The following is a 25140-nucleotide window of genomic DNA, read 5'->3' as shown; positions in this document are numbered from 1 at the left end:
ACCCATTATCGCTGCTTTCGCCCCCTTCCACACAGTAATTTTTGTCCGCCTCCCGCCACTTAGATCCCACCGCATTTTCCAGAAACACTGCGTCAAGGGCAGGTCTGGCTCAGAGAAAACCGCAGTCAGGCTCGGTCCCGGCGGTCACAGCGCGACACCGACCGTCAGGGTGGCGGTGTAGCCGAGCGCGGCGCTGCCGCTCATGTTGGCGATTTGCAAAGCCGTGCCATCGCTGAAGACGTTGTCAGTCGCGTAACTCATGCTGGCCAGGTTGCGCACACTAGTGGCGTAGCCAGTGGCGCTGTAGGCTTCGCTCAAGGTGGCAGTCGGGAAACCGAATTGCGATGTCCTGACCCGGTTCGATGCCAGGCTGGCCTTGGTGAGGTCCGGATAGATTTCGAAGTGCACATGTGGCATCCGCCCGGCGTAGCATCCTGGGAAGATGGTGCTGAATGTGACCAGCCCGGTGCTGTCGGCCTCCTGCACCCCGCGCAGGTAGTTTTCGGCGCTGACGGCGCTTGAATACATCGAGTAGTTGCCGTCGCGGTCGCAATGCCAGAGGTAGACCGTGGCACCGGCCAGGCTAGCGCAACTGGCTTTCACGTTCACCAGCTGCAGCCTGATGGTCAGCGGTACGCCGGCCGCCACCCCCGTGGCGCCGGCAATGCTGCTGCGGATGTCGCTGCGCACGATCCCCGCCAGGATCAGGGCGTTGGCAACGCCGTTTACGCTGCTGTTGGTGCCGTCGCCCGGATAGGGGCCTGCCGTTTCTTCCGGTATGACGACACAAGTGGTGCTGCCGGCGCTTGCGCCGCTGTCGCCAGCGAGATCGCTGACGCCGGCGCCGCAACCCGCCAACGGCGCGGCGGCAGCACCGGCAAACAGCCAGCGCAGCGATTGACGGCGGCTGGCGCGCATGTCGAGCATGGTGGCAATGTCCTGGGCGAGGCAATGAGTGTGGTCGTGCATGCTGTTTTCCTTTCACGCGATGGTCGGCCCGGCCGTCACAGTCCGCGTGCTGCTTTAGCGTTCGTGTCGGTTCCAGGCCGGAAGCCGCCATCATCAGCGAGGCTGATGTAAAGCGCGGTCAGGGGCATGTAAAAGCAGGTAAAGAAGGCCACAGAGCGCAATCTGCAGGCGCCCGCTTTGTTATGATGGCCGCATGAACCAGGTGCTGCTCATTGACGACGATATCGAACTGCTCGCCATGTTCCGGGAATACCTGGAGCAGGAAGGCTTTACCGTGGCCTGTGCCCACGATGGCCAAAGCGGCGTGCGCGAAGCGCTCGGCGGCCAGTATGCCATCGCCATCCTCGACGTCATGATGCCGCGCATGAACGGGATCGAGGCGCTGCGCCGCATCCGCGAAAAAAGCCGTTTGCCAGTGCTGATGCTGACTGGCCGCGGCGACGATACCGACCGCATTCTCGGCCTGGAACTGGGCGCCGATGACTATGTCACCAAGCCTTGCACGCCGCGCGAACTGACAGCGCGCATCCGCGCCATTTTGCGGCGTACCAATCCACCGCCGGACGATAATATCAATACCGCCCCGATCACCGTTGGCCGCCTCTCCATCGCACCGGCGCAGCGGCGCGCCAGCTGGGACGGCGCGCCGCTGGCCCTGACCAGCACCGAATTCAATCTGCTTGAAATTCTGGCGCGCCACGCTGGCCGGCCAGTGAGCAAGAACGAATTGTCGGAACAAGGCCTGGGCCGGCCCATGGCCCGCTTTGACCGCAATATCGATGTCCATATGAGCAGTCTGCGCCAAAAGCTCGGCACCTTTGCCGATGGCCGTTCATGTTTGCAGACGGTGTACCGCCTGGGCTACCAGCTGGTGAGCGAATAAGCCATGGGCCGCCTGTTCTGGAAGTTTTTCCTTGCCATCCTGCTGGCCCAGGTTGCCGCCACCATTGGTGTTGGCGCCACCTTCTGGGTCTGGGGCCAGGCGCGCGAACTGGCCCACGCCGACAACGTCCCGCGCGCCCTGATCGACACGCGCCCGTCAGCCGTGACCATCGTTGACGCGGCCGAGGTGGCGCTGAAGTACGGCGGTGTACCTGCCCTGCGCGAGCTGGCCGCGCGTGCCACTTCAAGCAGCATCTTCATTATCGACGCTGACGGCCACGAGCTGCTGGGGCGCATTGTCACCGAGGAGGTACGCGCGGCAGCGCGGCCGCTGCTGTCAAGCGATGGCGGGAACAATGCGGTACGCCGCCTGATCGCAGCCGACGGCCGCCATTTCACCGTGTTTGTGCGCCGCCCCGACAACGACGGCGCGGGCGCGGGACGCGAGCACTTTCGCGCTGTGCCGCCCGGCTTCGGCACCCGCGCAGGGGGACCGCGGCCGGACCAGCCGCCCGGCGCGGGCGGCCGCCCAGGGCCGCGCCTGCCTTACATCAGCCTGATTGTCGGGGTACTGGCCAGTCTGATGTTCGCCGCCCTGCTGGCATGGCGCTTCCTGCGTCCGATCCGCGCCCTGCAGACGGCGTTCCAGGCGGCGTCCTCGGGCGACCTGGCGCCGCGCTTTGACAAAGCGCCCCAGGGCCGCGGCGACGAACTGGTGGCCCTGGGACGCGACTTCGACCGCATGAGCACCCAGCTGCGCGCGCTGATGGACAACCAGCGCCGCCTGCTGCACGACGTTTCGCACGAACTGCGCTCGCCGCTGGCACGTCTGCAGGCTGCCATCGGCCTGGCGCACCAGCAGCCAGCCAATATGGCGGCCGCGCTCGAGCGCATCGAACGCGAGAGCGTGCGCATGGATAAACTGGTGGGCGAACTACTGACCTTGTCGCGCCTTGACGCCACGGCCTCTCTGGCGCAAAGCGAAGCCATTGCCATCACGGACCTGGTCGATGAAATCGCCGCCGATGCCCGTTTCGAGGCGGCTGCGCGCGGTGGCGATGTGGCCGTCAGCGGGGTCGCACCGGTGATGGTGCAGGGTTCACCCGACCTGCTCTGGCGCGCGCTCGAAAACGTGGTGCGCAATGCAGTCAAGCATAGCCCGGACCGCGGCGCGGTGGAAATCGTGCTGGAAGTGGCCGCCGACAAGGTACTGGTGCAGGTGCTTGACCAGGGACCCGGCGTGGCGCCGGCAGACCTGGACGCCATCTTCCAGCCCTTCTACCGCTCCAACCCAAGCGCCAACAATATCGACGGCCATGGTCTGGGACTGGCAATTGCGCGGCGTGTGATTGCGGCGCATGGCGGCACCATCAGGGCAAGCAACAGCACGAAGGGCGGCTTGTGTGTGACCATCGTCCTGCCCTGCAGTGCGGCGCCCTAGCCGAACGTGGAGACGTGGACGTCGTTCATGGCCAGACCGTCGAATGAGGACACATTGTGGCTGCGCCCCAGGAACAGGCCGGCGTTGCTGTACCAAAGCGTCAGACACGAGGCGCCGCTGGTCTCGATGGTATCGAGCTGCAGCTTGTCGCAAAAATCAGCTTCGGACAGGAGCGGCGCTTCGAATGCGCGTGCAGAACCGTCGGCCATCATCGAGGTACCGAAGCGCCATTGTTCATTGTAGTGTTTCAAACTGGCGTCGGCGACCAGCTTGCGGCTTTTCAGGTCCAGAACCAGTATTGACTGCGCTGCCTGCGCGGCCAGCTCCAGCGCGGCCAGCAACTCGCTGTCGTCCGCACTGACGCGTACCGCGACCGTGCGCGCACCGCAAGCGACCTGGCCCACCAGCGCAGTAGAGTCGCCGTCCTGCGGGGCCAGCCTGCCAAGAATGGGATGATCGAGCGGCTGCAGCGGCTCGTCGGTCAGGGACAGATTGATCAATTGTTTGAATCGGTTCAGCATGTAATTTCCTGTGATGGCCGCACGGGCCCGGGCCTCTGGCACGCATGCCGGATGCCGCTCTACTGATTGCCAATTGAATATCGCAAAGCGCAGCGAAGGCGTTGGCTGGATTGAAATGCGGCCGCGATGACATCGGTCGGGCGCGCGTCTGCTGCAAAAGGATGGTACTGAAATCGTCGCAATATTTAAATTATATCAACACTTTCCCGGCCTGACACCTGTTAGCGGAGAAAGTACGAACGACGTCGCGTGGAACCAACGGCCTCAGCTGCTCGGCTCAGCGCACGCCGCGGCAAGCGATTTGACCAGCGTCGCCATCTGCGTCACTGGTACCTGCGCATAACCAAGCAAAAAACCGTTCCAGCCATTGACGCGGGTCCCGATGGCGTGCGCGCTCAGCGCCGGCGCCACAATGCCTGCCGCTTGCGCCTGTGCCGACAGGCGCTTGTCATCGAGCGTCGCGTCATGCAGGCGAAAGGCCAAATGCATGCCGGCCGACCCACCGTGGACACTGCCCAGATCCCCCATCTGCATTTGCAGTGCATCGACCAGTGCATCGCGGCGCTGGCGGTACAGGCGGCGCATACGCCGCAAATGCAGGGCGAACTGGCCATCGCGCAGAAAATGGGCGAGCGCCAGCTGTTCGGCGCTGCGGCCGGCATGGGCGGAGCGCGACAACAATGCATGCAGCGGCGCGGCCAGCGCGCGCGGCACCAGCATGAAGCCGATGCGCAGCGACGGAAACATGGTCTTGCTGAAGGTGCCCAGATACACCACCGGGGTATCGGGCTCCAGGCCCTGCATCGCGGGCAGCGGTGGTCCGTCGTGGCGGAACTCGCTGTCGTAATCGTCTTCGATGATCAAGGCGCCACACGCACGGGCGTTGGCAATCAGTGCCAGGCGCCGCTCCAGGCTGAGCACACTGCCGGTGGGATACTGGTGCGACGGCGTGGTGTAGATCAGGCGCGGGCGCTGGCGCCGCCAGTCGGCTGTCGACGGATGAATGCCCTGGTCGTCGGTTGGAATGCCGATCGGCTTGAGCTGCGCGCCCTTGAAGGCGGCGTAAGCACCGCTGTAGCCGGGATTTTCAATCCACACCTTGTCGCCCGCGTCGGCAAACGCGCGCGCGCACAGGTCCAGGCTCGCTTGCGTGCCACCCGTAATGAATATCTGGTCAGCCGCGCAGTCGGCCCCGCGCGCCGCACGCAGGTGCCCTGCGATTGCTTCGCGCAATGCCGGTTCGCCTGCGGGATCGCCGTAGCCAAGACCGCCCGCACCAGCATCGCGCGCGGCCCGGTCCAGCAGGCGCCGCCACAGCGCCAAGGGAAATTCGTCCAGCGACGGCACCCCAGGCGCGAAGCCGCCGGTATGCAGTTCGGGGGCGCGCATGCCATGCAGCGCGGCAGCCCGGCGCGACAGGGCAGCCGCTGGTGGCGCCTGCACGGCAGCTGGTGCTGCGCGCAGCGGCGCCACCACCGTGCCACGCCGGTCAGGCCGGATGAAGCCTTCGGTTGCCAGCTGATCGTAGGCATACAGCACGGTATTGCGCGCCACGCCAAGCTCCTGCGCCAGCGCGCGCGTCGCATGCAGGCGTGTGCCAGCGCCCAGCGTGCCGCTGCGGATCGCGTCGCGCAAACATTCATGCAGCAGGCGCTGGCGCGGCCAGGCGCGTACCGCGTGCTTGTCGGCGTACAGTTGAAGCAGCAATGCGTAGTCCATTCGTGGCCCTAAAATTTATGATGACAATGGACCTTATGCTGGAACCATGATGGCGATTATATTACGTCCTGTCAGCGCATTGTGCGCCAACGCCGACATCGCCCAAGATGAAACGTCTTCAATCAAAGAACGGAACCCCATGACCGCAGCCCTGCCCCCATCCGACCGCACCCGCATCCGCCGCGTGGCCGACAACGCCAGCTATGAGCGCACCACCCTGCACGCCATTATCGACGACGCCTATCTGTGTCACGTCGCCTTCGCCGACAGCAGCGGCACCCACTGCATTCCCACTGCATGCTGGCGCGAAGGCGAACATTTGTATATCCATGGCTCCAACGGCGGCAGGCTGGTCAAGCTGCTGGTCAAGGGCACGCAGGCATGCGTGACGATCACCCACCTCGATGCGCTGGTGCTGGCCCGCACCGCGTTCAACCACACCATGAACTACCGCTCGGCCATGATCTATGGCAGCTTCGAAAAGGTCGAGGATGAGGCGCACCGGCGCGCGACGATGGATGTGTTCATGGACAAGATCGCCCCCGGCCGCCAGCATGAGGCGCGCCGTGGCAATGACAAGGAGTTTGCCGCCACCACGATCCTGCGCATCGCGCTCGATGAAGCGGCCTGCAAGGTGCGCAACGACGGACCGCACGATGAACCGGAAGAGATGGGCGTGGCGGCGTGGGCGGGCATTCTGCCGTTCAGGGTACAGCGTCTGGCGCCGGTGCGCGACGCCCAGTGCGATATCGCCGCGCCCCACTATGTTGCGAACTGGGTGAGCGCGGCTGCCTGATCTTGCCGCCGTGGGCGGGCGCGGCAACCGCACTCCTTATCGTATCGTCAGCCCCGGCAAAAACTCGATGCCGGTGCGCCGCACCAGCTCCGCATACTCAATCGGGCGCCCGATGCGCGCCTGCTCGGTATTTTCCAGCCAATGCGCCCATGCCCGCTGCGCCACCGGGTCGTACACCAGCTTGAACAGATAACGGGGCACCCGCACCCGATTTGGCCCAATCACTTCAGCCGATTCGTCAAACACCGGTCCGGTGATGACATACACGTCGCCACTGGCACGCATGGCGTACTTGCGGGTGGCTTTTTCGATCCCGGCCCAGGGGCCGGAGTTATTGCGCGGCGCCTGCGGCACCATGTTCGCCAGCGAAAAACTCTGCGCCATCGCTTCCGGGTTGGCCATGTTCGCCGCCGGCGCCATATGCCCGCGGGCGTACCCGCTACCCTTGTAGTCGTCGAGTGCGGCCCGCTCCGAGGCCGGCAGGCGCGCATCGGCAAAAAAACGATTACTGCGCTTTTCGCCAGCGGCGTCCTGCAGCGTCGACTTGTTGATGCGTTCTGCCACATACAGGGGCGTTCTGGTGGTACCTGAATGGAGCACCGCAAACGCGTCGTAACAGAGCGGGCGCGCCTTGGCCGGACTGCGCGCCTGGAACACCGGTACCTTGCCCCCGGCGAAAAACTGCTTACACTGGGTGAAGTCGGCTGGCGGCAGCGTCGGCAGCAATTTCGCCTGCGCGGCCCCACTTATTAAAATGAACACAAGCGCGGTAATGCGCCCAGAAAATAACCGTGGTACTGAATTGATCAAAGCTTTACTCTTCGTCTGCTGCATCAAATGATGCATTACTAATAATATTTTTTGCTAAAATGTCGGCACTAACGAACCAGAAAAGGGATTTTCCAATGAACGGAGCAGGCGGAACCAGCGGCGGTAGCGGTCAATTTTTCCTCGGCCTGATCATGATGTGCGGCGGCTTTTACCTGCTGCTCAACGGGATCGTCGTCAGTTCCAATTTCGGACTGAGCTCGCGCCTGTTCGGCATTGGCGGCGGCTACGGCGTCACTGGCGGCATGATCATGATTCCACTCATCATCGGCATCGCCATGGTGTTTTACAACGCCAAAAACTACCTGGGCTGGCTGGTGGCAATTGGCTCGTTCGGCGCCCTGGTGTTTGGCGTGATCTCGTCGGTCAGCATGAATTTGCGCACCATGTCCGCTTTCGAACTGATTTGCATCGTCACGCTGGCCTTTGGCGGCCTGGGCCTGTTCCTGAAATCGCTGCGCCCTGCGCCACAGCGCAGCACGCCGTCGCGCTGATCAGATCGGGTCCACGCCAGCTTTCAGGCGCAGGCGGGCGCGCCATTCGCCCAGGGCCGACAGGGCCGAGTGGAATTCACGCTCGATCAGGTCGGCCTCGGCAACGGTGACCACGCCGTCGAGCAAGGCCGTGGACACCGCTTCAGCCACAGCGCCCACTTCGCTCATGACGCGGCACACCGTTTGCGACAAGTCGTCGCGGGCGGCCAGTTCGGGTTTGGGAATGACGAAGGCAGCCAGGCCGTGGCGGGCCAGCATCGCATGCAGCGGCATATGCGAATCAGCAACGCCAGCCTTGTGGCAGTGTTCAACGATGATCGACACTTCTTCAAACGAGGGATAGTGCGAAGCAATAGTAGGGGAAAGTTTGTTGCGCAGTACATTGACTGAGATGCCAATGTCTTTGGCGAGCACTTCCAGCCCGCCAGGATAGCGGCGCGCCACGGTGTAAAGCGCATCATGCTGGTTCATGTCGAGGTAACGTCGCGTCATGGTAGATCTTGCCTTTTTTTACCGGTGCATGGCACCATTTATGCAGTTATTCTTATTTCAACCTTTACTAACGGCTCCAAAATGATGAAGTCCTTCAAGATTGCGCTGTTGCTCGCTTTGATGCTGCCCGTCGTCACCGACGTTGCGGTGGCGCGGCCTTCTAACTCGAGCTCGTTCAAGAGCGGATTTTCCTCTGGAAAATCCTCGTCCGCAAGTCCCAGTCGCAGTCCGTCGTCGCCGAGCCGCAGTTTTGGCTCGTTTGGCGGCCGCAGCAGCACGCCGGCGCCACCACCGAGCGCGCCGTCGGCAGCACCGGCACCTTCCCGCAGCGGCGGCTTCGGGTCCTTCGGCAGCACCGCCCCGCGCCAGGACAGCAGCGCCGCACCGCAAAAGTCGAACTCGGCCTTGTCGCAAGGCTTGAGCAAGGGCGACTCGCAAGCCAACGCCCTGCGCACCCTGGATGAACGCAAGGCCGCCGAGCAAGCCCGCAACGCGCCGCCACCCGCGCCTGTGCCCTCGCCTTCATACGGCGGCAATGGCGGCAATGGCGGCGCGCAGCCAGGCTACGGTCCGACGTCCGCGCCGATCATCATTAACAACGGCAATGGCGGCGGCGGTTTCGGCAATATTCTCACTGGTTTCCTGCTCGGCCGCGCCATGAGCCCGTCGCATGCGCAAGCCAATGGTTACCCAGGCAACGGCAATGGCAGTGGCGCCGTGGCCGCGCCCCCCGGTGGCGGCTCCTTCTTCATGTCCGTGCTGCGCACCTTCGCCTGGCTGATGATTATTGCGGTGGTGGGTTGGGCGCTCTACTTCGGCTGGAAATTCCTGCGTCGGGGCAGCGCACCGAGCTCGGCAAATTACACCTTTGATCGGAATTGAGATGGCTTGGAAGAATGTATTCAGTTATATGCGCGGCATGGCCGGCAAGCACGGCATGGATGGCAAGGCGCGCCGCGAAGATGAAGGTTTGCCGATGGGCGCCCGCATCGGCAGCGTGGTGCAAATGCAAAAAGGCTCGGTGATCCGCGCACAGACCAACGGTTCCCTGATCGCCATGCCGGCCGATGGCGACAACCGCGTGCTGGCGGTTTCGCAGATCAAGCTGAACCTCGATGGCGCCTTGTTCCGTTTCTATTTGGCCACAGGCGACCAGAATGCCGACGAAAAGTTTTTGCAAGTGTATGCCGAACCCGACGGCGATATTGCCGAGATCATGTACTGCACCCAGCTGGCGCGGGTGGTGCCGGAAACGGCGGAAGACCAGGATGCGTACACCGGTGTCGGCGGTGCCGGCCTGGGCGACCGGTCCTACACCCTGTGGCGCGAGCAGCTGGCCGATACGCTGAGCGAAGCGGAACTGAGCGCAGTATTTGGCGACAGCGACCGCATCGATTACATGCGCGATGCTGGCAACACCGACGCGGACTTTGTGCCCCCCTTCTTTGGCAAGGAAACGCGGATTGATGACGCCGGCGGCATGCAAGGCTTGAAGCAGGAAATGTATTACATGCCGTATGTGCGGGAACTGGCCGGCGGCGGACGCGAATACCTGATTATCACGACGGAAATCATCGACAGCGTCAACGGTGATACGTCGAAACGCGGTATCCATGTCGATTTTGTGATCGGGATACCGATGGAGCAAGAACGCATCGTTTTGCAATAAACGATACGAGTGAAGGCAGTTTTCTAATAATTGAAAGGGATTCTAAAATGAGCAACGCAAGTGGATGGGGACTGACCGCACGACTGATTTCGAAGCATTTCGGCGTGCTGGGTGACCGTATTTCGGAAACCATCGCCAACTTCGACCCTGAAACGGCGACCGAAGCCGACCGCGACCGCCTGGCTGATACCCTGCGCGAAACCGCGCAAGTGCTGGCCTCGGCCCGTTCGTCCTTTGAAAAAGAACATCAGGACGTGGTCAATCTGCGCAATCTGATCGAGAACGACGAGAAAGCCACCGAAAAACTGGCCGAGCGTCTGGCTGCCGGCAGCATTTCGGAAGCGACCGTGACCATGTTCTGCGACGAACTGGAAGCGAACAAGAGCCGCCTGCCGCAGGAAATCCAGGAAGAAGCCGATGCCAAGGCGTACATGGATGAACTGCAAAAAATCATCGATGCGCTGAGCCAGCAGCTGTCCGAGTTCGATGCGCAAGCCAAAAAGGCAATGCAGCAACTGGCTGCTGCCAAGGCCCAGAAAGACCTGCAGGAAATGCGCATGGAGCGTCAAGCCCAGCTGTCCGGCCTGTCCGGCATGAAAGGCAACTCGACTGCCCTGAACGCCCTGACCCGCCGGGCCCAGAAGGTCAGCAGCGAAGCCGAGGGACTGCGCATCGTGGCCGACATCGGCCAGAAGCCGCTCGACCAGAAGGCCGAACTGGACGCGATCCGCAAGTCGGTCGCTCAGGACGACAAGGCTGGCGAAACCGCGCTGGAACGCCTGAAGCGCCTGTCCGCCGCCAAAACCGCTTAAAGGAAAGCGGGCCTGGCATGCAAGTGCCGGGCCCCTGACTTTTCAGGCATCACTGCTTGTCGCACGCCACCGCACCTCCAGGTCCGGTGGCGTGTTTTTTTGCAGCAGCGCGTCGCCGATGATGCTTTCGCGCGGCGGCGCAATCGCGTAACCCTGAGCTTGCACGGGCAAACCCAGCGCGCCCGAGATCCTCACCAGCTGGCCGATGGTTTCCAGCGTTTGCACTTTGCGCACGATCAGGTTCACCTCATGCTTGTGCGCCAGCGTGATCAGGCGCGCCAGGGTGTCGTCATCGCTGACCTTGTCGGCATCGATGCGCAAGGCGGCGGGCTGCACCTGCGTCAGCAATTCGGTGGCGCGCTCGGGCGCAGTCAGGTTGAGCGCCATACGGAAACCATTGCGCTTGTAATTGTCCGTGACGTAATTGAGCAGCCAGCGCTGGTTGGGACTGACCGCTGGCAATTGCAGCACCACACGGTCAGCAGGCAAGCCCAGCGCATCAAGGATGCGGCGAAACGCGTGGCCGTGATTGATGCTCACCGCACTGAGCAAACGGTCATGCACGCTCAGGTACAAATCAGTTTGCTTGCCGTCGGCCTGACGGAAGAAATTGATGGCGTGCAGCATCCGGCACAGGCGGTCCAGTTCGACCGACTCATCATCGCTGGCGGCATGGTCCAGCTGGCGCCACAGCGAGGGGCTCTCGTCGGCCGGTTCGGCGTTGCGGGCGACGGCCTCGTAGGCGCGCAACTCGCCGCTGGCCACATCGCGCACGGGCTGGAAGGCACTGGTCAGCGTGCAATTAAAGAAGCGGCCTTCGGCCTGGCCTTGCGGGTTCAACCACAGGGTGGACGGCGCGCCTGTCGGATCGGACAAGCGTGCCAGGTAGGCGATCAAAGCGGGATAAGACACAACACACCTCGTGGGCAATGGACTGCGGCCAGTCTATGCGAGCTTCGCGCCGCGCCCAAGGAAGCATTTGCTATATCCATTCTCGAAAACATTCGTTCACGGCGCTGGCGGACGCTTCTATGATCGATTCCAGATTGAAAGGAGTCATCATGTGCCAGCTTTTGGGAATGAACAGCAGCAAGCCAGCGGGACTGGGCTTCAGCTTCGCCGGCTTTGCCGAGCGCGGCGGCCGCACGGCCGAGCACTCCGACGGCTGGGGCATCGCCTTCCATGATGCGGCCGGCTGCCACCTGATTACCGACTTGCAAGCTTCATCTGACTCGCCCCTGGCCGCCAGCATCCGCCAGGCCCCCAAGCGGGCGCGCAATGTGGTGGCGCATATCCGCAAGGCCACCCAGGGCCGCACTACGCCCGAGAACAGCCACCCGTTCACACGTACGCTGTGGGGCAAAACCTGGTCGTTTGCGCACAATGGCGACCTGAAGGAGTATTACCCGGTCCACACGCCCCACTACAGCGCGCTGGGCGAAACCGACAGCGAACGCGCCTTTTGCCACTTGCTGTCGGCCTTGCTGCAGCGCTATCCGCGCGGCGCACCCGCCCGTTCGGACCTGTTTGCCGCCGTGGCCGACATCGCCAGCGAGATTGCCAGCTACGGCAGCTTCAACTTCATATTGTCGGACGGCGAGCTGTTCTTCGCCCACTGCTCCACTGCCCTGCACTACGTGGTGCGCGAATACCCTTTCCGCGATGCGCGCTTGATCGATTGCGATCTGGCCATCAATTTCAGCCAGCACAACCATCTGGACGACCGCATGGCCGTCATCGCCACCGCACCGCTGACCACCGGCGAAGCGTGGCTGGCCTTCCAGCGAGGCGAACTGAAAATGTTTGTGCACGGCGCGCCCTATACCCTGGGCAATGAACCGATTTCCGCTTTCAGCGGCCTACCCATCAGCTACTAAGCTGTCACACAAGGACTTACCATGGCCATCACGCAAATTAATGTACGCAACCAGTTCCGCGGCATCATCAAGGAAATCATCACCGGGTCGGTCGTGTCGGAGGTCGATGTCGAGACTGCGCACGGCATCGTGACCTCCGTCATCACCACACGCTCAATCAACGACCTGGACCTCAAAGTGGGCAGCGAAGTCGTTGCCCTGGTCAAGTCCACCGAGGTCTCGATCGCCAAGCTCTGACAGCGGCTATTGCTTGACCCCAGCCAGCAGCGCATCGTAGCGGCGCTGCATTTCTTCGGGTGACAGCACTTCGATGCTGTGGCCAATGTTCCAGCGGTGTCCGAAGGGGTCGCGCACCACCCCGCCGCGCTCGCCGTAGAATTCATCCTGGGGCGGGCGCTCCACGGTGCCGCCTGCGTCGACAGCGCGCGCGATGACGGCGTCGGCATTATCCACATGCAGATGGATGCTGACCGCCGTGCCGCCCAGCGCCAGCGGCGAACGGATGCCGCACTCAGGAAATTCGTCCGAGATCATCAGCGTGACCGGCCCGAAATCAAGTTCGGCATGCCCGATGCGCCCGCCCGGCTCCACCAGGCGGAATTTTTCGGTCGCGCCAAATGCCTTGCCATAGTAGTCAATCGCCTTGCCCGCGTCGTTGACGCACAGGTAGGCAAACAGTTCATGAATCATGTCATTCTCCTTGCTGAGGGAGCTTGCACTGTAGCGCGCCGCGTCGCCGGCGTATTGAATAAATTTGACCTAGCGTAGCACCAGGTGATTCGCCTCGACCGGGTCCAGCTGCACATACTGGCGCGGCGTGACGCCGGCAAACGCACGAAATTCCCTGTGCATATGGGCCTGGTCGCTATAGCCGGCGTCTTGGGCCAGCGCGCCCAGCGCTACGCCGGGCTGCTGGCGCAAACGCGCCAGCACGGTTCGAAAACGCATCAGCCGGGCATAGCGTTTCGGGCTCATACCGGTTGCCTCGCGAAACAGGGCAATGAAACCGCGATGGCTGTAGCGGCTGTCGCGCACCAGGGTGTCGATGCGGGTGAGCTGGCCCGGCTGCGACAGCAGTTGCGCCACTGCGGGATGCATGGCGCGGATGCGCGGCAAGCGCTCGGCCAGCAGGCACTCGAGCACCCGCAATTGCGCCAGCGGCGTGCCTGCCTGGGCGATCCGGTCGAGCGCGCTGCGGCCTGCCGCGCCCCAAAGTTCCGACAAGGGCGTATGGCGCTCGGCCAGCTCGGCCGCGCTCACGCCAAACAGGCTCATGGCCGCGCCCGGCAGCAGCTGGACACCAATGGCACTGACGGCCAGGCCACTTTCCTTGACGTAAAAACTCGCTCTGGGGCCGCCCACGACCGGCTCGCGCGCAACAGCGCCATGCTGGTCGTTTGCGCTGTCGAACACCTTGAGCGGCGCGCCCGCCAGCCGAAACACCAGATGCATCTGCCCGGTTGGCAAGATGTGTTCGCGGCCCACCTGGGCATCGGCCGGCGTGTCGGCATACCAGAGTTGCTTGACGAACGGCGTCAGCGCAGGCGCGGGCAGGAGCAAGGTCATACGCCCAAGCATTCAGCCAAAGCGGGGCAATCGCCTATACTGCCGATTCTTTTCGAACCGCATTTTTCCATGACGAAAGCATTTCAATCCGGCCTGGTGGTAGGCAAGTTTTGCCCCCTGCACCGCGGTCACATGCTGGTGATCGAGCGCGCGATCGCGGCCTGTGACGAAGTCATCGTTCTCAGTTACACCAATCCCGCATTCGCCGATTGCGACGCGCCGACGCGCCTGCACTGGCTGCGTACCTTGTACCCACAGGTGCAAGCAGTGGTGCTGGACGACGGCGTGCTCGCGCAACTGTGCGCCGAACAGGGCATCAGTCCGGCACCGGTACTCCCGCCGAACGATGCGCCCGATGCCGTGCAGCGCGATTTCGTCGCCTGGATTTGCGTCGCTTTACTGGGAAAAACCGTCGATGCAGTGTTTTCCAGCGAAGACTACGGCGATGGCTTCGCGGCTGCCTTGAGCGCCTATTTTACCCGTCACGGCATGTCGCGTCCCCCGGTGCAACATGTGTGTGTCGATCAGGCACGTCGGCAGATTCCCACCTCGGGCACCGCCATTCGGGCCTGCCCCCACGCGCACCGTGACGATTTGCACCCGCTGGTGTACGCCAGTTTTGTGCGCCGGATTTGCCTGCTGGGCGGCGAGTCGACCGGCAAGACCACACTGGCTGCGGCACTGGCGGCGCAGCTGCACACCACATGGGTGCCGGAATTCGGGCGCGAACTTTGGGTGGCGCAAGCAGGCGAACTGGCCTTCGACGATTTGCTGCGCGTAGCCCGCACTCAGATCGCACGCGAAGATGAGATGGCCCAGCACGCCCGTGAATGGCTGGTGTGCGATACCTCGCCGCTGACTACCCGGTGCTACAGCATGGCCATGTTCGCCCGCGTCGATCCGGTCTTGCTGGCACTGTCTGCGCGCCCCTATGCCTATACGTTTGTGTGCGCCCCGGATTTCGATTTTGTCCAGGATGGCACGCGGCAAGACCCGGCTTTCCGGCTGCGCCAGCATGCATGGCATCTGGACACGCTGCGCGCGGCAGGCCTTGCCTACATAGTGCTGTCCGGATCCGTTGCGGAGCGCCTGGCGCAGATTGGCGCCGTACTGCAACGCTGAATAGGAACTGAACTGTCGCGCGCGCAGCGCATCCAACTCCAGTTAGCTGCTCCGGAGACCGCCATGCACCAGGTCCGCACCGTGTTTGCTGCCCTCATCCTATGCACGCTGCATGTGCTTGCCCTCGCACAGCCTGATCAGCCTGTTCAAATTCTGGAACTGGGTCCGCCTGCCACTGCCCCGGCTGACACGAGCGGCAACGTGCAATTCATCGGCACGGCAACCGTGCTGATCCGTTACCAGGGTTTCACGATCTTGACCGATCCCAATTTTCTGCACAAGGGCGACCATGTCCACCTGGGCTATGGCCTGCATGCCGAGCGCCTGACCAACCCGGCGCTCGAACTGGCGCAATTGCCGCCACTGGATCTGGTGATCCTGTCACACATACACGAAGACCATTTTGACCGTGTGGTCCAGGCCAGCTTGCCGCGTGACGTGCCCATCGTCAGCACGCAAGATGCGGTGGCAAAACTACAGGCGCTGGGCTTTCGCAAAGCCATCTCTCTGGCAACATGGGAAGCACTGGAATTGCGCCGCGGCCAGGCCCGCCTGAGCGTCAGCGCCATGCCCGGGCAGCATGGTCCCGGCCTGGCCAATGCCCTGCTGCCCTCGGTCATGGGGTCGATGCTGGACTTTGCGGCCTTGCCCGGCCAACCGCGCTACCGCATGTACATCAGTGGCGATACGCTGATTCATGACGCCATCCGTCTCATCCCGCACCGGTATCCCGATATCGACCTGGCCTTGCTGCACCTGGGCGGCACCCGCATCCTCAAAATGCTCAAGGTCACCATGGATGGCAAGGATGGCGTACAGATGCTGCGCATTATCGCGCCGGCACGGGCGATACCCATCCATTTTGATGACTACGATGTCTTCAAGTCACCCCTGTCCGACTTTGAACACGAAGTCCACGCTGCCGGTCTGGACGGCAAGATCGTCTACCTGAAACGGGGCGAACGTTATCAGTTTGCCCCTGCAGCGGGCCCTGCACCACCTGAGTGAATCGGGCATGGTGTTGTGAATTCGCCCTAGCAGCACGGGAAAGCAGGTGTGTGCCGCGCCGGGACGCCAGCGATAGGCTACCATTGAGAAAAGGCTTGCAGCACGACAATACTTTTCCTTCAATGATACGGATGCAATGAGCGCGCTTCGATCAATTTTTGCCGCACTTAAACGCGTTGGCCACTCTCCCGGCACCTTGCTGCTGCTGGGCGCCCTGATTTGCCTGTTGAGCACTACCCCAGCCGGGGCAGCCGTGGTGTTCCGCGGTTCCGCCACCGGCATCAATACCGGGCTGCCCACCAATGGCACCGCCGGCGCGCTGACCATCACCCGCCCGGTGGCCGCCAAGCCGGGCATGGTGATGATCGTCTCGATTGCCGCCCGCCCCAGCGCAATGACCTGGACCGCGCCGGCAGGCGGCACCTGGACCCAGCTGTCGGTGTCGAGCGAACAGCCCAACGGCGGCGTCAGCACCTCGCCCGGCGGCATGACCCTGCGCACGTATTACCGTATTGTCGGCTTGAACGAGCCAACCAGTTACACCTGGACATTTGCCAACAGTTACCGCCAAGGCGGCACCGCCGTGGCCGGCATGATGGTGTTCTCGGGGATCGATACCGGCAGCAACCCGCTGGCAGGCACGCCAACCTCCGTGCTCACGGCATCAGGCACCACGTTCCAGACTGCGCCGGTGATCACCAATGCCGCCAACGCCATGATGATCTCGGTGCTGAGCGTGCTATCGGCGGACAGCTTCAACACGCCAGTCTTCGTCAACTCGACCAATTGCACCAACAGCGGCGCCTCGGCCATCACCGACGTGCTGGACGTGCGCTCGCCGACCGCCGCCAATGCCACCGGCACCACGGTGGAAATGTCGTACTTCACCCAGGCCAACATCGGGACGTCCTGCGCCACCCGTGCCACCATTACCAACAGCGGCTCGTCCGACAATGGCGTGGCGCACCTGATGGCCCTGCGTCCCTCACAGCGCGACTTGACGCTCGACAAGACCCGCAGCGCCCCGCTCTCGCCCGGCGGCACCGCCACCTATACCCTCACAGCCAACAACGAAGGCACGCTGTCCGAACCCGGGCCGCTGGCCATTGTCGACACCTTGCCTGCCGGCTTGACGTACACGGGCTACTCCGGCAATGGCTGGAGCTGCACCTACATTGGCCAGGTGGTCACCTGCACCCGCACTGGCGCACTGGCTGCCGGCCAGTCGGCCCCGCCAGTGCAAATCAACGTCAGCGTGGCAGCCGGTCTGAGCGGCGTCATTACCAACAGCGCCATCGTGTCCGGCACCGGCGGCGACGGCAATTCCGATAACGACACGGCCACCGAAACCTACGTCATCCTGCCCCAGCCTTACGCCTACTACCCGATGGACGAAGCGGGCAATGCCACCAGCTTTGCCAATACCGGCGCGGTGACGTCCACCCCCGCCACGGCCCTGGGCTCGACCAGGGCCTCGGGCAATCCGCCCGCTACGGTCGGGGCAGCGCTCACCGGCACGCCGGGTACCTGCGGCGCCGCCAACAACCCCGCGGCGGCTGGTTCCGAAATCAGTACCGGGATCGACGTCAACGCCATTGGCGCCAACGCCGGCAGTATCGCGTTCTGGTATGCCAGCAGCAGCCCATGGGCGGACGGCAATGCGCGGACTTTATTGGATGCATCGCTCGACGGCGGCAGCGCCGCCAACGACCGCCACTTCATGCTGGCCAAGGACGACTCCGGGCGGCTGGTGTTTTCGCTCAAGGACAGTGCCGGTGTGGTTAGTACCGCGACCTCGGTGGCCTACGGCTTTGGCGCAAATACCTGGCATCACATCGTCGTCACCTGGAACCTGCCGGGCGACAACCTCAGCATCTACCTCGACGGTGACCAGGTGCCGATCGCCACCTCGGCCACGAACGTCAACGGCGCGCTCGGCGCGCTCGATACCTTATATCTGGGCGGCCAGCGCACCACCCTGGTCACCGGTGCGCCCACGGCCTATACGGCCAATTCGGCCAACGGCTATCTGGACGAGGTACGCATCTACAACCGCGCCCTGGTGCCGCTGGAAGTGGAAGGCGTAGCCGACCTGATCCATGCCTGTGGCGCCACCGTCGACCATTACGAATTGGTGGTGCCGTCCAGCGCCAGCGCCTGCACGCCCTTGCCCGCCATTCAGGTGTACGCCTGCGCCGGACCTGCTGCCGCTACGGCCTGCAGCGGCAATTTGCAGGCCGTCGTCAATGGCCGCAGCGTGGGCTTGAGCACCACTGGCGGCACACTGGGCAACAGCGCCCCCGCCTTTGATGCCATCGGCCAGGCCAATACCACGCTCGATTATCCAGCCGGGGGCAACGCCACCATTACCCTGGCCATCGGGTCGGGCGCCCTGCCCGCCCCCACCGCGCTCAATCCCGCCCGCTGCTGCCCCAATGGCAGCAGCTGCACCAATGCCAGTAGCTGCAGCACCGTCATCAGCGTCTGTTCGGTGGCGGCCGCCAACTTTGCCGTGGTCGACAGCTACTACGCGGACAAGAGCTACGACAGCGCCGCAGATCACAAAATTTATACCAAACTAGCTGGTTGGAATGAGACAACCGGCGCTGCCGACGCCAGCGGCAGCCGCTTCAAGCTCGACGTGGTCGCCCTCAAGACGGCTGGCAGCACGGAAACAGGGTATGTGGGCGGGCCCGTCGCCAAGACGGTCAGGATGGAGTTGATTGACGACAGCATCGGCACCGCCTGCAACAGCACTGCGGCAACTTGTTCGGCATGCGCCAAGCCGGTCGTGGCCACCGTCAATCCCGTCACCTTCATCAAGACCGACGCCGGCTACCAGAACGACGTGACGGTGGCGCTGTCAAACACCGATGCCTATCAGCGCTTGATAGCGCGCATTACCGATACCAGCGTCACGCCAACGGTGACGGCCTGCTCGGCCGACGCCTTCGCATTGCGTCCAGGCGCGGTCCAGCTGACCACCAACGCCACCGCCGCCGGCAGCCCGCTCGCAACGGCCACGCCTGCCATCAAGGCGGGCACCGCTTTTACCTTGTTTGCCCGCACTGCTTACGGCAGCAACTACACGGGTACGCTCACGCTCGATACCAGCATGCTGAGCGCGCAGGACGCTAGTCAAACCACGGTGCAGGGGGGCGGGACGGTCGGCACTCTGGCGCCGGCCACGCTAACGGCCAACCCCTCGCCCGCGCCGACTGGCAATGCGCTGTACACGGAGGTCGGGTACCTCTATCTGAGCGCGGGCGCCTGGCGTGATCAGACTTACACCGCAGTCGATCAGAACGGCGACTGCCACGCCAGCAGTTTCAGCACGGTGAAAAGCAACGGCCGCTATGGCTGCTGGATCGGCACTGAGGCGAACTTTTCATTGGGACGCTTCATTCCGGATCACTTCGTCACCACGCTGGTGCCGGGCAGCGGCAGCTTCAGCTATTCGGCCCAACCGTTCAAAACCGTGACGGTCAGCGCAGTCAATGCGTCCGGCGCGCTGAGCGCTAACTACAAGGGCATTTTTGCCGCCAGCGTGGATCTGGCCGATGCCAACAGCGGCGCCAACCAAAGCGCGGCACTGGGCAAGCTGAGCGTGGGCGGTGTGGTGGGAGCGCCTGTGCCTGCGAGCAAATTTGTCAATGGCGTTGCCACCCTGGATGGCACGGTGAGTGCCGACGCGGTGATGTACACTTTCAACGCGCGCCAAACCTTGCCGCTGGAGACGCGTGCCGGTTCGGCGCCCCTGCAATTGCGCGCTACGACTGGCGCTGACAGTTTGAGCTCCATCGGCTTCGAAAGTGCCGCCGTGACGCCGATTTATTCGGGCAGGGTTCAGGTCGCCAACGTGTACGGCTCGGCCTTGCTACCGCTGTCGGTGCCGGTCACCACCCAGTATTACACGTCACAGGGCTGGGTGACCAACACGGCCGATGGCGGCGCCAGCGGCACGCATCTGCTCGCACCGCCTGCAATGGCGATGAGCGGGGGCATCAGCAGCGCCGCCAACTGCCCGCTGACAGGCTGCGGCGCGGGCTCCGACTTCACCGGCGGCGTGCTGGACTTGCGCATGGTGCCACCTGGTACCGGTGGCTATGTCGATCTGGTGCTCAATGTACCTTCCTGGCTGGAATACCCCTGGACCACCGCTGCAGCCAATGACCCGCGCGCACGCGTCACCTTCGGCGTCTACAAGGGAAAGAACCGGGTAATCTACCGGCGTGAACGCTATTAGCGCCAGCGCTTAACAAGGACCACTGGCATTGCACATGACCTGCGTACTTAGCTGGCGCTCAACATAGTCGGCACTGGCCGACGTCGTATTGGGACAGCGCCCAAGATTGGGCTCATTGCACGCGGTGGCAATCAGCCGGTAGCTGATCAGCGCCGCGCCATCGGTGTACGGCGTGGGCTCGCATTCCACGCTCACGGTAAAGCCATTGTAGGCAGCCAGGTCGCCGCCAGCGCCGGTACTCAGATCGACACGGGCATTTCCGGTCTGGCAATTGCCGGTGCCAAAGGCCGAGGGGGCCGATACCACCCGCGCGATCCCCCAGTCCATGCCCGAGCGCGCCACCTGCAAGGCGCGGCTGCCTTGCACGTCAAGCGCGATGCCGGTCTGCTGGGTCGCGCTGATCGATACCGCATAGGCGGCTAGTCCGGCCAGAATCACCAGAATGAAAATGGCAGCGACGGCGGCCATGCCGCTCTGGTTTGGTTTAGGGGACATTATCGATATGCACCTGATGATGTAGCGTCACGGTTTCATTGCCGCGCGTAATGGCCAGTCTGAGCGTGACGATGCCGTTACTGGCAGTCACTCCAGGCAAATAGGAAAAACTGCAAGCGCTCACATTGTCGGCTAGCACATTACTGCTGCGGTTGGTTCCGGTGGGCGCCGTGGCGGGGGCACTGGCGCCCCAGTCGCCGCTGCCGGTCGCATAGTTGCTGTAGATGCGCAGCGTGCCACTGCCGTCGCCATTGCTGGTGCCAATGTTTTCGCAGGCCAGCGTCACCGGCCCGCTGGCCGGGACCAGATGAAAGCGATGCCCCGGCGAATCGAAAGGAAACTTGCGCGCCGCCATCGTTACCGTGCTGCTGGTGATAGAGGTTACCGCGCTGCGGTTGCAGCCTTCATAGGCATCAGCGCCCGACGGCGCCAGCGCGCAGCCTGACGTTGAGCGCTGCCCCGTATTGAACACCACCACCGACTGGCCGCTGCCCGCCGCCAGTGATGGACCCAAATAATCGAAGCTGGTGTCGGCCTGGGTAAAGTCGAGCAGGTCGCCGGATTCGGTCCGGTAGCGTCCCCCATTCACCGTCGGGATGAATTCAAGGAAGCGATTGGCCCCACCAACGCGCACGCTGTTTGGCAGCGCCAGGCGCAGCTCGCGCGCCAGGCGCCGGATCGACACATCGGCAATATCGGAAATTTGGGCGCGCCGTGCCACCGCCAGATACGCCTGGGTCGGTCCCGCAATAAACTGGGCAGCGACGGTGGCCAGCACGCCGATGATGACCATCACGACGACCAATTCGAGCAAAGTGAATCCTTTACCCTTAGTCATCATTGAACCTGTATCCATGCAATTGGTAAGTGGTGCCAGCGGCGCTCACGCTCACCGTCACGCGCAGGCAAGGCGCGCCATTGCCCTTGGCTGTCACGTTGGTCGAGGTCACGCTGACCGCTACGTTATAGCCACCCAGACCGGCCACAGGCGTGGCCAGGTCGTCCAGCGCAAAGACGCCGTTGCTGGTGTAGCCTGCGTAATCGCCCACATTATCAAAGCGCGCCCGGTCGCAAGTGCCGGGACAGACCGCCGCGTAACCGCCCTCCGGATTCGAAAACGGCTTGAGCAAGATTTCTTCGAGCATCGATTCGGCCACCAGCATGGCTTGCTTGGGCGCGATCGGGTCGGCACTGGCCCCGGCGGTGATGGAGAGCGTGCGCAACACCGCCGCCAGGGCAATGGCGACAATAACGATGAACACGATCATCTCGATGAGCGTGAACCCGGCGCGCCTGCGCTGCGTGGTGCTAGCGCACATAACCAGTCAAGGCATCGACGGTCAGCGTGCGGGTGGTCGAGCCGCTGACGGTATACACAAACGTGTTGGGGCTGGCAGTCGCCACGCCAAGCGGACTGAAGACCAGCGTGTCGGGGCCGGTCAGCGTGGTGCTGCCTGCGCGCGGCGCAATCTGCGACGTGCTCGTACCTGGCAGAATCAACGGCCGCGCGGCACTGAGCGGCAAGGGGGCCCCCGCCGTCATATTCTCCGGGACGTCGGTGGCGATCAAGAAGTTCAACGCGTTCCCTGTGCGGGTGACCTGGACATTGCGGCGTTGCGCAATGGCCGCCTTGCGCGCGAACGACAAGGTGGCCGCAACCTGGTCTCGGTAACCGGCCTCGTCGAAATTATTCGAACTCATGCGGGGATAGGCAGCGGCAGCCAGAATGCCGGTGATCAAAATCACAACGATCAATTCGACCATCGTGAAACCCGCCTGCTGCGGGTCGCGGTTCGATAGCAAGGTAGCAAGGCCGATTTTCTTCACTAGGCGCTGCGCGGTTGCCCGCTCCTGTTGAATGATGCGATGACGATAGGTCCGTCTCTATTGTCAGGTAGCACGATTTACTTGGCAATAGCTAGCCCGTTACAAGGCGCAGATCCGGGTCATTTTCGAACAGGCCGGCCAGCCACGTTGCAAAAGCGCCCAACTTGGGCGTGGCCATACGGCCCTTCGGGTACAGCAGCGATACCGGCATTTCGGTCAATTGCACAGCCGTCAAGACCGGCAGCAGACTGCCATCGGCCAGATGGGGCCGCGCCTGATAGGTGGCCAGTTGCGCCAGGCCCAGGCCCTGCACCGCGCAACTGAGATTGGCGTCGGCATCGCTCACGGCCACCGGTCCCGGCAAACTGAATTTCCCGCTGCGCGTGCCGGCCTGCCACTCCCATTCAAACGGGCGCCCGGTCCGACCCGAAAAATGCACCACGCCCACATGGCCATCGAGGGTGTCCGGCGACTGCGGCGCGCCATGCGCTGCCAGATAGGCAGGCGCCGCACAGGCCACAAAGCGCATCGTGCCCATCCGCCGCGCCACCAGGCTGGAATCGGCAAGTTGCCCGACACGCAGGGCGCAATCGATCCCCTCCTGCGTCAGATCCACCAGGCGGTCGCTGGTGCTGACAGCCAGCTCGACGTCCGGACAGCGGCGATGAAATTCGGCCAGGCGCGGGATGACCAGATGCCGTCCCAGCGCCCCCGGCAACTCCACCCGCAGCTTGCCTCTGGGACGAGCCGCATCGGCACTGCGAAACGCCATTTCCGAGGCCTCGATGGCGCCCAGAATTTCCAGGCATTGCTGGTAATACTGAGCGCCGTCCGGCGTGACTGACAAGCGGCGCGTGGTGCGTTGCAATAGCTGAGTGCCAAGATAGGCTTCCAGATTCTGGATGGTGGCCGTGAGCGAAGCACGCGGCAATTGCAGAATTTCGGCCGCTTTGGAAAAGCTGTTCGCTTCCACAATGCGCACAAAGGTATGCATGGCCTTGACCTTGTCCACGACGCCCCTCCTCGATTGTTCATATAATGTGAAAAGTGTATGGTGATTATGCACTAATTATCTTTACGCGGGCCTGACATACACTGGCATTAACGCATCACCACTTACCTACTAAGGAACAATATGTCCGCGCACACTGCCACTGAACCCGATATTTCGCCCAGCATGGTCTTGCTGCTGGCCACATCCTGTGGCCTGATCGTGGCCAATCTGTATTACGCGCAAACCCTCGCCGGCCCCATCAGCGCGGCAACCGGCCTGTCGGCGCAGGCTGCCGGTCTGGTGGTGACACTGACCCAGATCGGTTACGCGCTGGGTTTGCTGTTCTTTGTGCCGCTGGGCGATTTGCTGGAAAACCGCCGCCTGGTGGTCGGCGCGCTGGTATTCACCTCCGCCGCCCTGATGGCAGCGGCGCTGTCGACCACGGGCTGGGCGTTTCTGGCGGCTGCCCTGGCCATCGGGCTGGGCTCGGTAGCGGCGCAGCTGCTGGTGCCGTTCGCCGCCCACCTCTCGCACGAAGCCACGCGCGGCCAGACGGTCGGGCGCGTGGTCAGTGGCCTGCTGCTGGGCATCATGCTGGCCCGCCCTGCCGCCAGCCTGATTGCCGACGCCAGCAGCTGGCATGTGGTGTTTGGTGGCGCCTCGGTGCTGATCCTGCTGCTGGCAGTGCTGCTGCGCGTAAAGTTGCCGACCCGCGTGCCGCACAATCCGCCGCCTTACGGCCGTCTGATTGCCTCACTCGGCCACTTGATTGTGACCACGCCAGTGCTGCGCCGCCGCGCCGCCTACCAGTTCTGCCTGTTTGGCTGCTTCAGCCTGTTCTGGACCGTCGCGCCCATGATGTTGTCCGGCCCCGAATTCAAGCTGTCGCAAACTGCCATCGCCATCTTCGCCCTGGTCGGCATGGCCGGTGCCGTGGCCTCCCCGATTGCCGGCCGCCTGGCTGACCGTGGGCACACCTTGCCCGCAACGGCTGTCGCGCTGCTGCTGGGAATTGGCGGCTTTGTGCTGCCGCTGACGGTGTCCGGCAGCGGTCCCGTTGCACTGGGCATGCTGGCAGTGGCATCGATCGTGCTGGACATGGGTGTGGCGGCGAGTCTGGTACTGGGCCAGCGTGCCATCTTCGCCCTGGCGCCGGAAGTGCGCAGCCGCTTGAACGGCATCTACCTGGCTACGTTCTTTGCCGGTGGCGCGATCGGCTCGGCACTGGGCGGCTGGATGTTTGCCCGCTATGGCTGGCACGCCGCCTTGCTGACCGGGCTGGCCTTCCCGCTGGCAGGGTTTGCTTATTGGCTGACGGAATATGCGGGACAGTCGGCTGCGGCCAAGGCAGACACGCCAGTGTAATTGCGGGCCGGCCCATC

26 protein-coding genes are annotated in these 25140 nt (G+C 63.3%); 13 read left to right on the top strand and 13 right to left on the bottom strand.

Annotated elements, in window-relative coordinates; all coding sequences use genetic code 11:
• Positions 1 to 144 precede the first annotated feature (144 nt).
• The gene (locus BUC24_RS07215) at positions 145 to 969 is read right to left on the bottom strand and encodes a dioxygenase family protein (RefSeq protein ID WP_073213383.1); all 825 of its coding nucleotides are present in this window, start codon (positions 967 to 969) and stop codon (positions 145 to 147) included.
• Between the two features lie 193 nt (positions 970 to 1162).
• On the opposite strand from BUC24_RS07215, the gene BUC24_RS07210 reads away from it, so the two are divergent.
• Together BUC24_RS07210 and BUC24_RS07205 are read left to right on the top strand one after the other, a co-directional pair.
• Positions 1163 to 1852 carry a response regulator transcription factor gene (locus BUC24_RS07210; RefSeq protein ID WP_073213382.1) on the top strand — a complete coding sequence of 230 codons (690 nt, stop codon included), beginning with the start codon at positions 1163 to 1165 and terminating at the stop codon, positions 1850 to 1852.
• A 3-nt stretch (positions 1853 to 1855) separates the two neighbouring features.
• On the top strand, positions 1856 to 3292 hold the full coding sequence (locus tag BUC24_RS07205) for a HAMP domain-containing sensor histidine kinase (RefSeq protein WP_073213381.1): 1437 nt from the start codon (positions 1856 to 1858) through the stop codon (positions 3290 to 3292).
• Here the strand turns inward: BUC24_RS07205 and BUC24_RS07200 are convergent.
• Both BUC24_RS07200 and BUC24_RS07195 read right to left on the bottom strand, forming a co-directional pair.
• The gene (locus BUC24_RS07200) at positions 3289 to 3813 is read right to left on the bottom strand and encodes a hypothetical protein (protein WP_073213380.1); all 525 of its coding nucleotides are present in this window, start codon (positions 3811 to 3813) and stop codon (positions 3289 to 3291) included. The two genes, BUC24_RS07205 and BUC24_RS07200, sit on opposite strands and share 4 nt — an antisense overlap.
• Positions 3814 to 4077: 264 nt before the next feature.
• Complete coding sequence (locus BUC24_RS07195; RefSeq protein WP_073213379.1) at positions 4078 to 5532, bottom strand: MocR-like pyridoxine biosynthesis transcription factor PdxR; 1455 nt, start codon at positions 5530 to 5532, stop codon at positions 4078 to 4080.
• A gap of 139 nt (positions 5533 to 5671) precedes the next feature.
• Here BUC24_RS07195 and BUC24_RS07190 point away from each other — a divergent pair, with 139 nt between their 5' ends.
• Positions 5672 to 6328, top strand: a complete 657-nt coding sequence (locus BUC24_RS07190) for a pyridoxamine 5'-phosphate oxidase family protein (protein WP_073213378.1) — start codon at positions 5672 to 5674, stop codon at positions 6326 to 6328.
• Positions 6329 to 6364: 36 nt separating this feature from the next.
• Here BUC24_RS07190 and BUC24_RS07185 read toward each other — a convergent pair whose 3' ends face one another.
• Positions 6365 to 7054: a DNA/RNA non-specific endonuclease gene (locus BUC24_RS07185; RefSeq protein WP_229448073.1), complete on the bottom strand. Its 690-nt coding sequence runs from the start codon at positions 7052 to 7054 to the stop codon at positions 6365 to 6367.
• 179 nt (positions 7055 to 7233) lie between these two features.
• Here BUC24_RS07185 and BUC24_RS07180 point away from each other — a divergent pair, with 179 nt between their 5' ends.
• The gene (locus BUC24_RS07180) at positions 7234 to 7650 is read left to right on the top strand and encodes a hypothetical protein (RefSeq protein WP_073213377.1); all 417 of its coding nucleotides are present in this window, start codon (positions 7234 to 7236) and stop codon (positions 7648 to 7650) included.
• Here BUC24_RS07180 and BUC24_RS07175 read toward each other — a convergent pair whose 3' ends face one another.
• Positions 7651 to 8142, bottom strand: a complete 492-nt coding sequence (locus BUC24_RS07175) for a phage regulatory CII family protein (RefSeq protein ID WP_073213376.1) — start codon at positions 8140 to 8142, stop codon at positions 7651 to 7653. It abuts the gene before it with no gap.
• 81 nt (positions 8143 to 8223) lie between these two features.
• Here BUC24_RS07175 and BUC24_RS26290 point away from each other — a divergent pair, with 81 nt between their 5' ends.
• From BUC24_RS26290 to BUC24_RS07155, 3 genes are read left to right on the top strand one after another with little or no spacing between them, the layout of a single operon-like run.
• Positions 8224 to 9024, top strand: a complete 801-nt coding sequence (locus BUC24_RS26290; RefSeq protein WP_229448071.1) for a hypothetical protein — start codon at positions 8224 to 8226, stop codon at positions 9022 to 9024.
• A gap of 1 nt (position 9025) precedes the next feature.
• On the top strand, positions 9026 to 9811 hold the full coding sequence (locus BUC24_RS07160; protein ID WP_073213373.1) for a DUF2491 family protein: 786 nt from the start codon (positions 9026 to 9028) through the stop codon (positions 9809 to 9811).
• A gap of 47 nt (positions 9812 to 9858) precedes the next feature.
• Positions 9859 to 10623: a coiled-coil domain-containing protein gene (locus tag BUC24_RS07155; protein WP_073213372.1), complete on the top strand. Its 765-nt coding sequence runs from the start codon at positions 9859 to 9861 to the stop codon at positions 10621 to 10623.
• A 42-nt stretch (positions 10624 to 10665) separates the two neighbouring features.
• Here BUC24_RS07155 and BUC24_RS07150 read toward each other — a convergent pair whose 3' ends face one another.
• The gene (locus BUC24_RS07150) at positions 10666 to 11535 is read right to left on the bottom strand and encodes an EAL domain-containing protein (protein ID WP_073213371.1); all 870 of its coding nucleotides are present in this window, start codon (positions 11533 to 11535) and stop codon (positions 10666 to 10668) included.
• A 149-nt stretch (positions 11536 to 11684) separates the two neighbouring features.
• Between BUC24_RS07150 and BUC24_RS07145 the strand changes: the two genes are divergently transcribed.
• Positions 11685 to 12500 carry a class II glutamine amidotransferase gene (locus BUC24_RS07145; protein ID WP_073213370.1) on the top strand — a complete coding sequence of 272 codons (816 nt, stop codon included), beginning with the start codon at positions 11685 to 11687 and terminating at the stop codon, positions 12498 to 12500.
• 21 nt (positions 12501 to 12521) lie between these two features.
• Positions 12522 to 12737, top strand: coding sequence for a TOBE domain-containing protein (locus BUC24_RS07140; protein ID WP_073213369.1), 216 nt, complete (start codon positions 12522 to 12524; stop codon positions 12735 to 12737).
• A gap of 6 nt (positions 12738 to 12743) precedes the next feature.
• Here the strand turns inward: BUC24_RS07140 and BUC24_RS07135 are convergent, their stop codons facing one another.
• Positions 12744 to 13190, bottom strand: coding sequence for a VOC family protein (locus tag BUC24_RS07135; RefSeq protein ID WP_073213368.1), 447 nt, complete (start codon positions 13188 to 13190; stop codon positions 12744 to 12746).
• Between the two features lie 69 nt (positions 13191 to 13259).
• A complete protein-coding gene (locus BUC24_RS07130) occupies positions 13260 to 14066 on the bottom strand; it encodes a helix-turn-helix domain-containing protein (RefSeq protein WP_178372494.1) in 807 nt (268 codons plus the stop codon).
• A gap of 69 nt (positions 14067 to 14135) precedes the next feature.
• Here BUC24_RS07130 and BUC24_RS07125 point away from each other — a divergent pair, with 69 nt between their 5' ends.
• From BUC24_RS07125 to BUC24_RS07115, 3 genes are all read left to right on the top strand, one after another.
• Positions 14136 to 15188 (top strand): AAA family ATPase, encoded by a 1053-nt coding sequence (locus BUC24_RS07125; protein WP_073213367.1) that lies wholly within the window; start codon positions 14136 to 14138, stop codon positions 15186 to 15188.
• 63 nt (positions 15189 to 15251) lie between these two features.
• Positions 15252 to 16196, top strand: a complete 945-nt coding sequence (locus BUC24_RS07120) for an MBL fold metallo-hydrolase (protein WP_083598750.1) — start codon at positions 15252 to 15254, stop codon at positions 16194 to 16196.
• 136 nt (positions 16197 to 16332) lie between these two features.
• A complete protein-coding gene (locus BUC24_RS07115; RefSeq protein ID WP_083598749.1) occupies positions 16333 to 20442 on the top strand; it encodes a DUF6701 domain-containing protein in 4110 nt (1369 codons plus the stop codon).
• A gap of 9 nt (positions 20443 to 20451) precedes the next feature.
• Here BUC24_RS07115 and BUC24_RS07110 read toward each other — a convergent pair whose 3' ends face one another.
• The 5 genes from BUC24_RS07110 to BUC24_RS07090 all read right to left on the bottom strand — a co-directional run bounded on the left by BUC24_RS07110 (position 20452) and on the right by BUC24_RS07090 (position 23776).
• On the bottom strand, positions 20452 to 20937 hold the full coding sequence (locus tag BUC24_RS07110) for a hypothetical protein (protein ID WP_073213365.1): 486 nt from the start codon (positions 20935 to 20937) through the stop codon (positions 20452 to 20454).
• Positions 20927 to 21775: a type II secretion system protein gene (locus BUC24_RS07105; protein ID WP_267873474.1), complete on the bottom strand. Its 849-nt coding sequence runs from the start codon at positions 21773 to 21775 to the stop codon at positions 20927 to 20929. The genes BUC24_RS07110 and BUC24_RS07105 overlap by 11 nt, the downstream gene beginning before the upstream one ends.
• Positions 21768 to 22256 carry a type IV pilus modification PilV family protein gene (locus BUC24_RS07100; RefSeq protein WP_073213363.1) on the bottom strand — a complete coding sequence of 163 codons (489 nt, stop codon included), beginning with the start codon at positions 22254 to 22256 and terminating at the stop codon, positions 21768 to 21770. Before BUC24_RS07100 ends, BUC24_RS07105 begins: the two co-directional genes overlap by 8 nt.
• Complete coding sequence (locus tag BUC24_RS07095; RefSeq protein ID WP_073213362.1) at positions 22246 to 22764, bottom strand: GspH/FimT family pseudopilin; 519 nt, start codon at positions 22762 to 22764, stop codon at positions 22246 to 22248. Before BUC24_RS07095 ends, BUC24_RS07100 begins: the two co-directional genes overlap by 11 nt.
• A gap of 91 nt (positions 22765 to 22855) precedes the next feature.
• A complete protein-coding gene (locus tag BUC24_RS07090; RefSeq protein WP_073213361.1) occupies positions 22856 to 23776 on the bottom strand; it encodes a LysR family transcriptional regulator in 921 nt (306 codons plus the stop codon).
• 123 nt (positions 23777 to 23899) lie between these two features.
• Between BUC24_RS07090 and BUC24_RS07085 the strand changes: the two genes are divergently transcribed.
• Entirely contained in the window at positions 23900 to 25123 is a 1224-nt protein-coding gene (locus tag BUC24_RS07085) for an MFS transporter (RefSeq protein WP_073213360.1), read from the top strand.
• Positions 25124 to 25140: the final 17 nt, after the last annotated feature.

It is taken from the genome of Massilia sp. CF038, from assembly GCF_900129765.1.
Lineage (GTDB): Bacteria > Pseudomonadota > Gammaproteobacteria > Burkholderiales > Burkholderiaceae_D > Telluria_A.
This window is presented reverse-complemented; position numbering and strand designations above follow the sequence as displayed.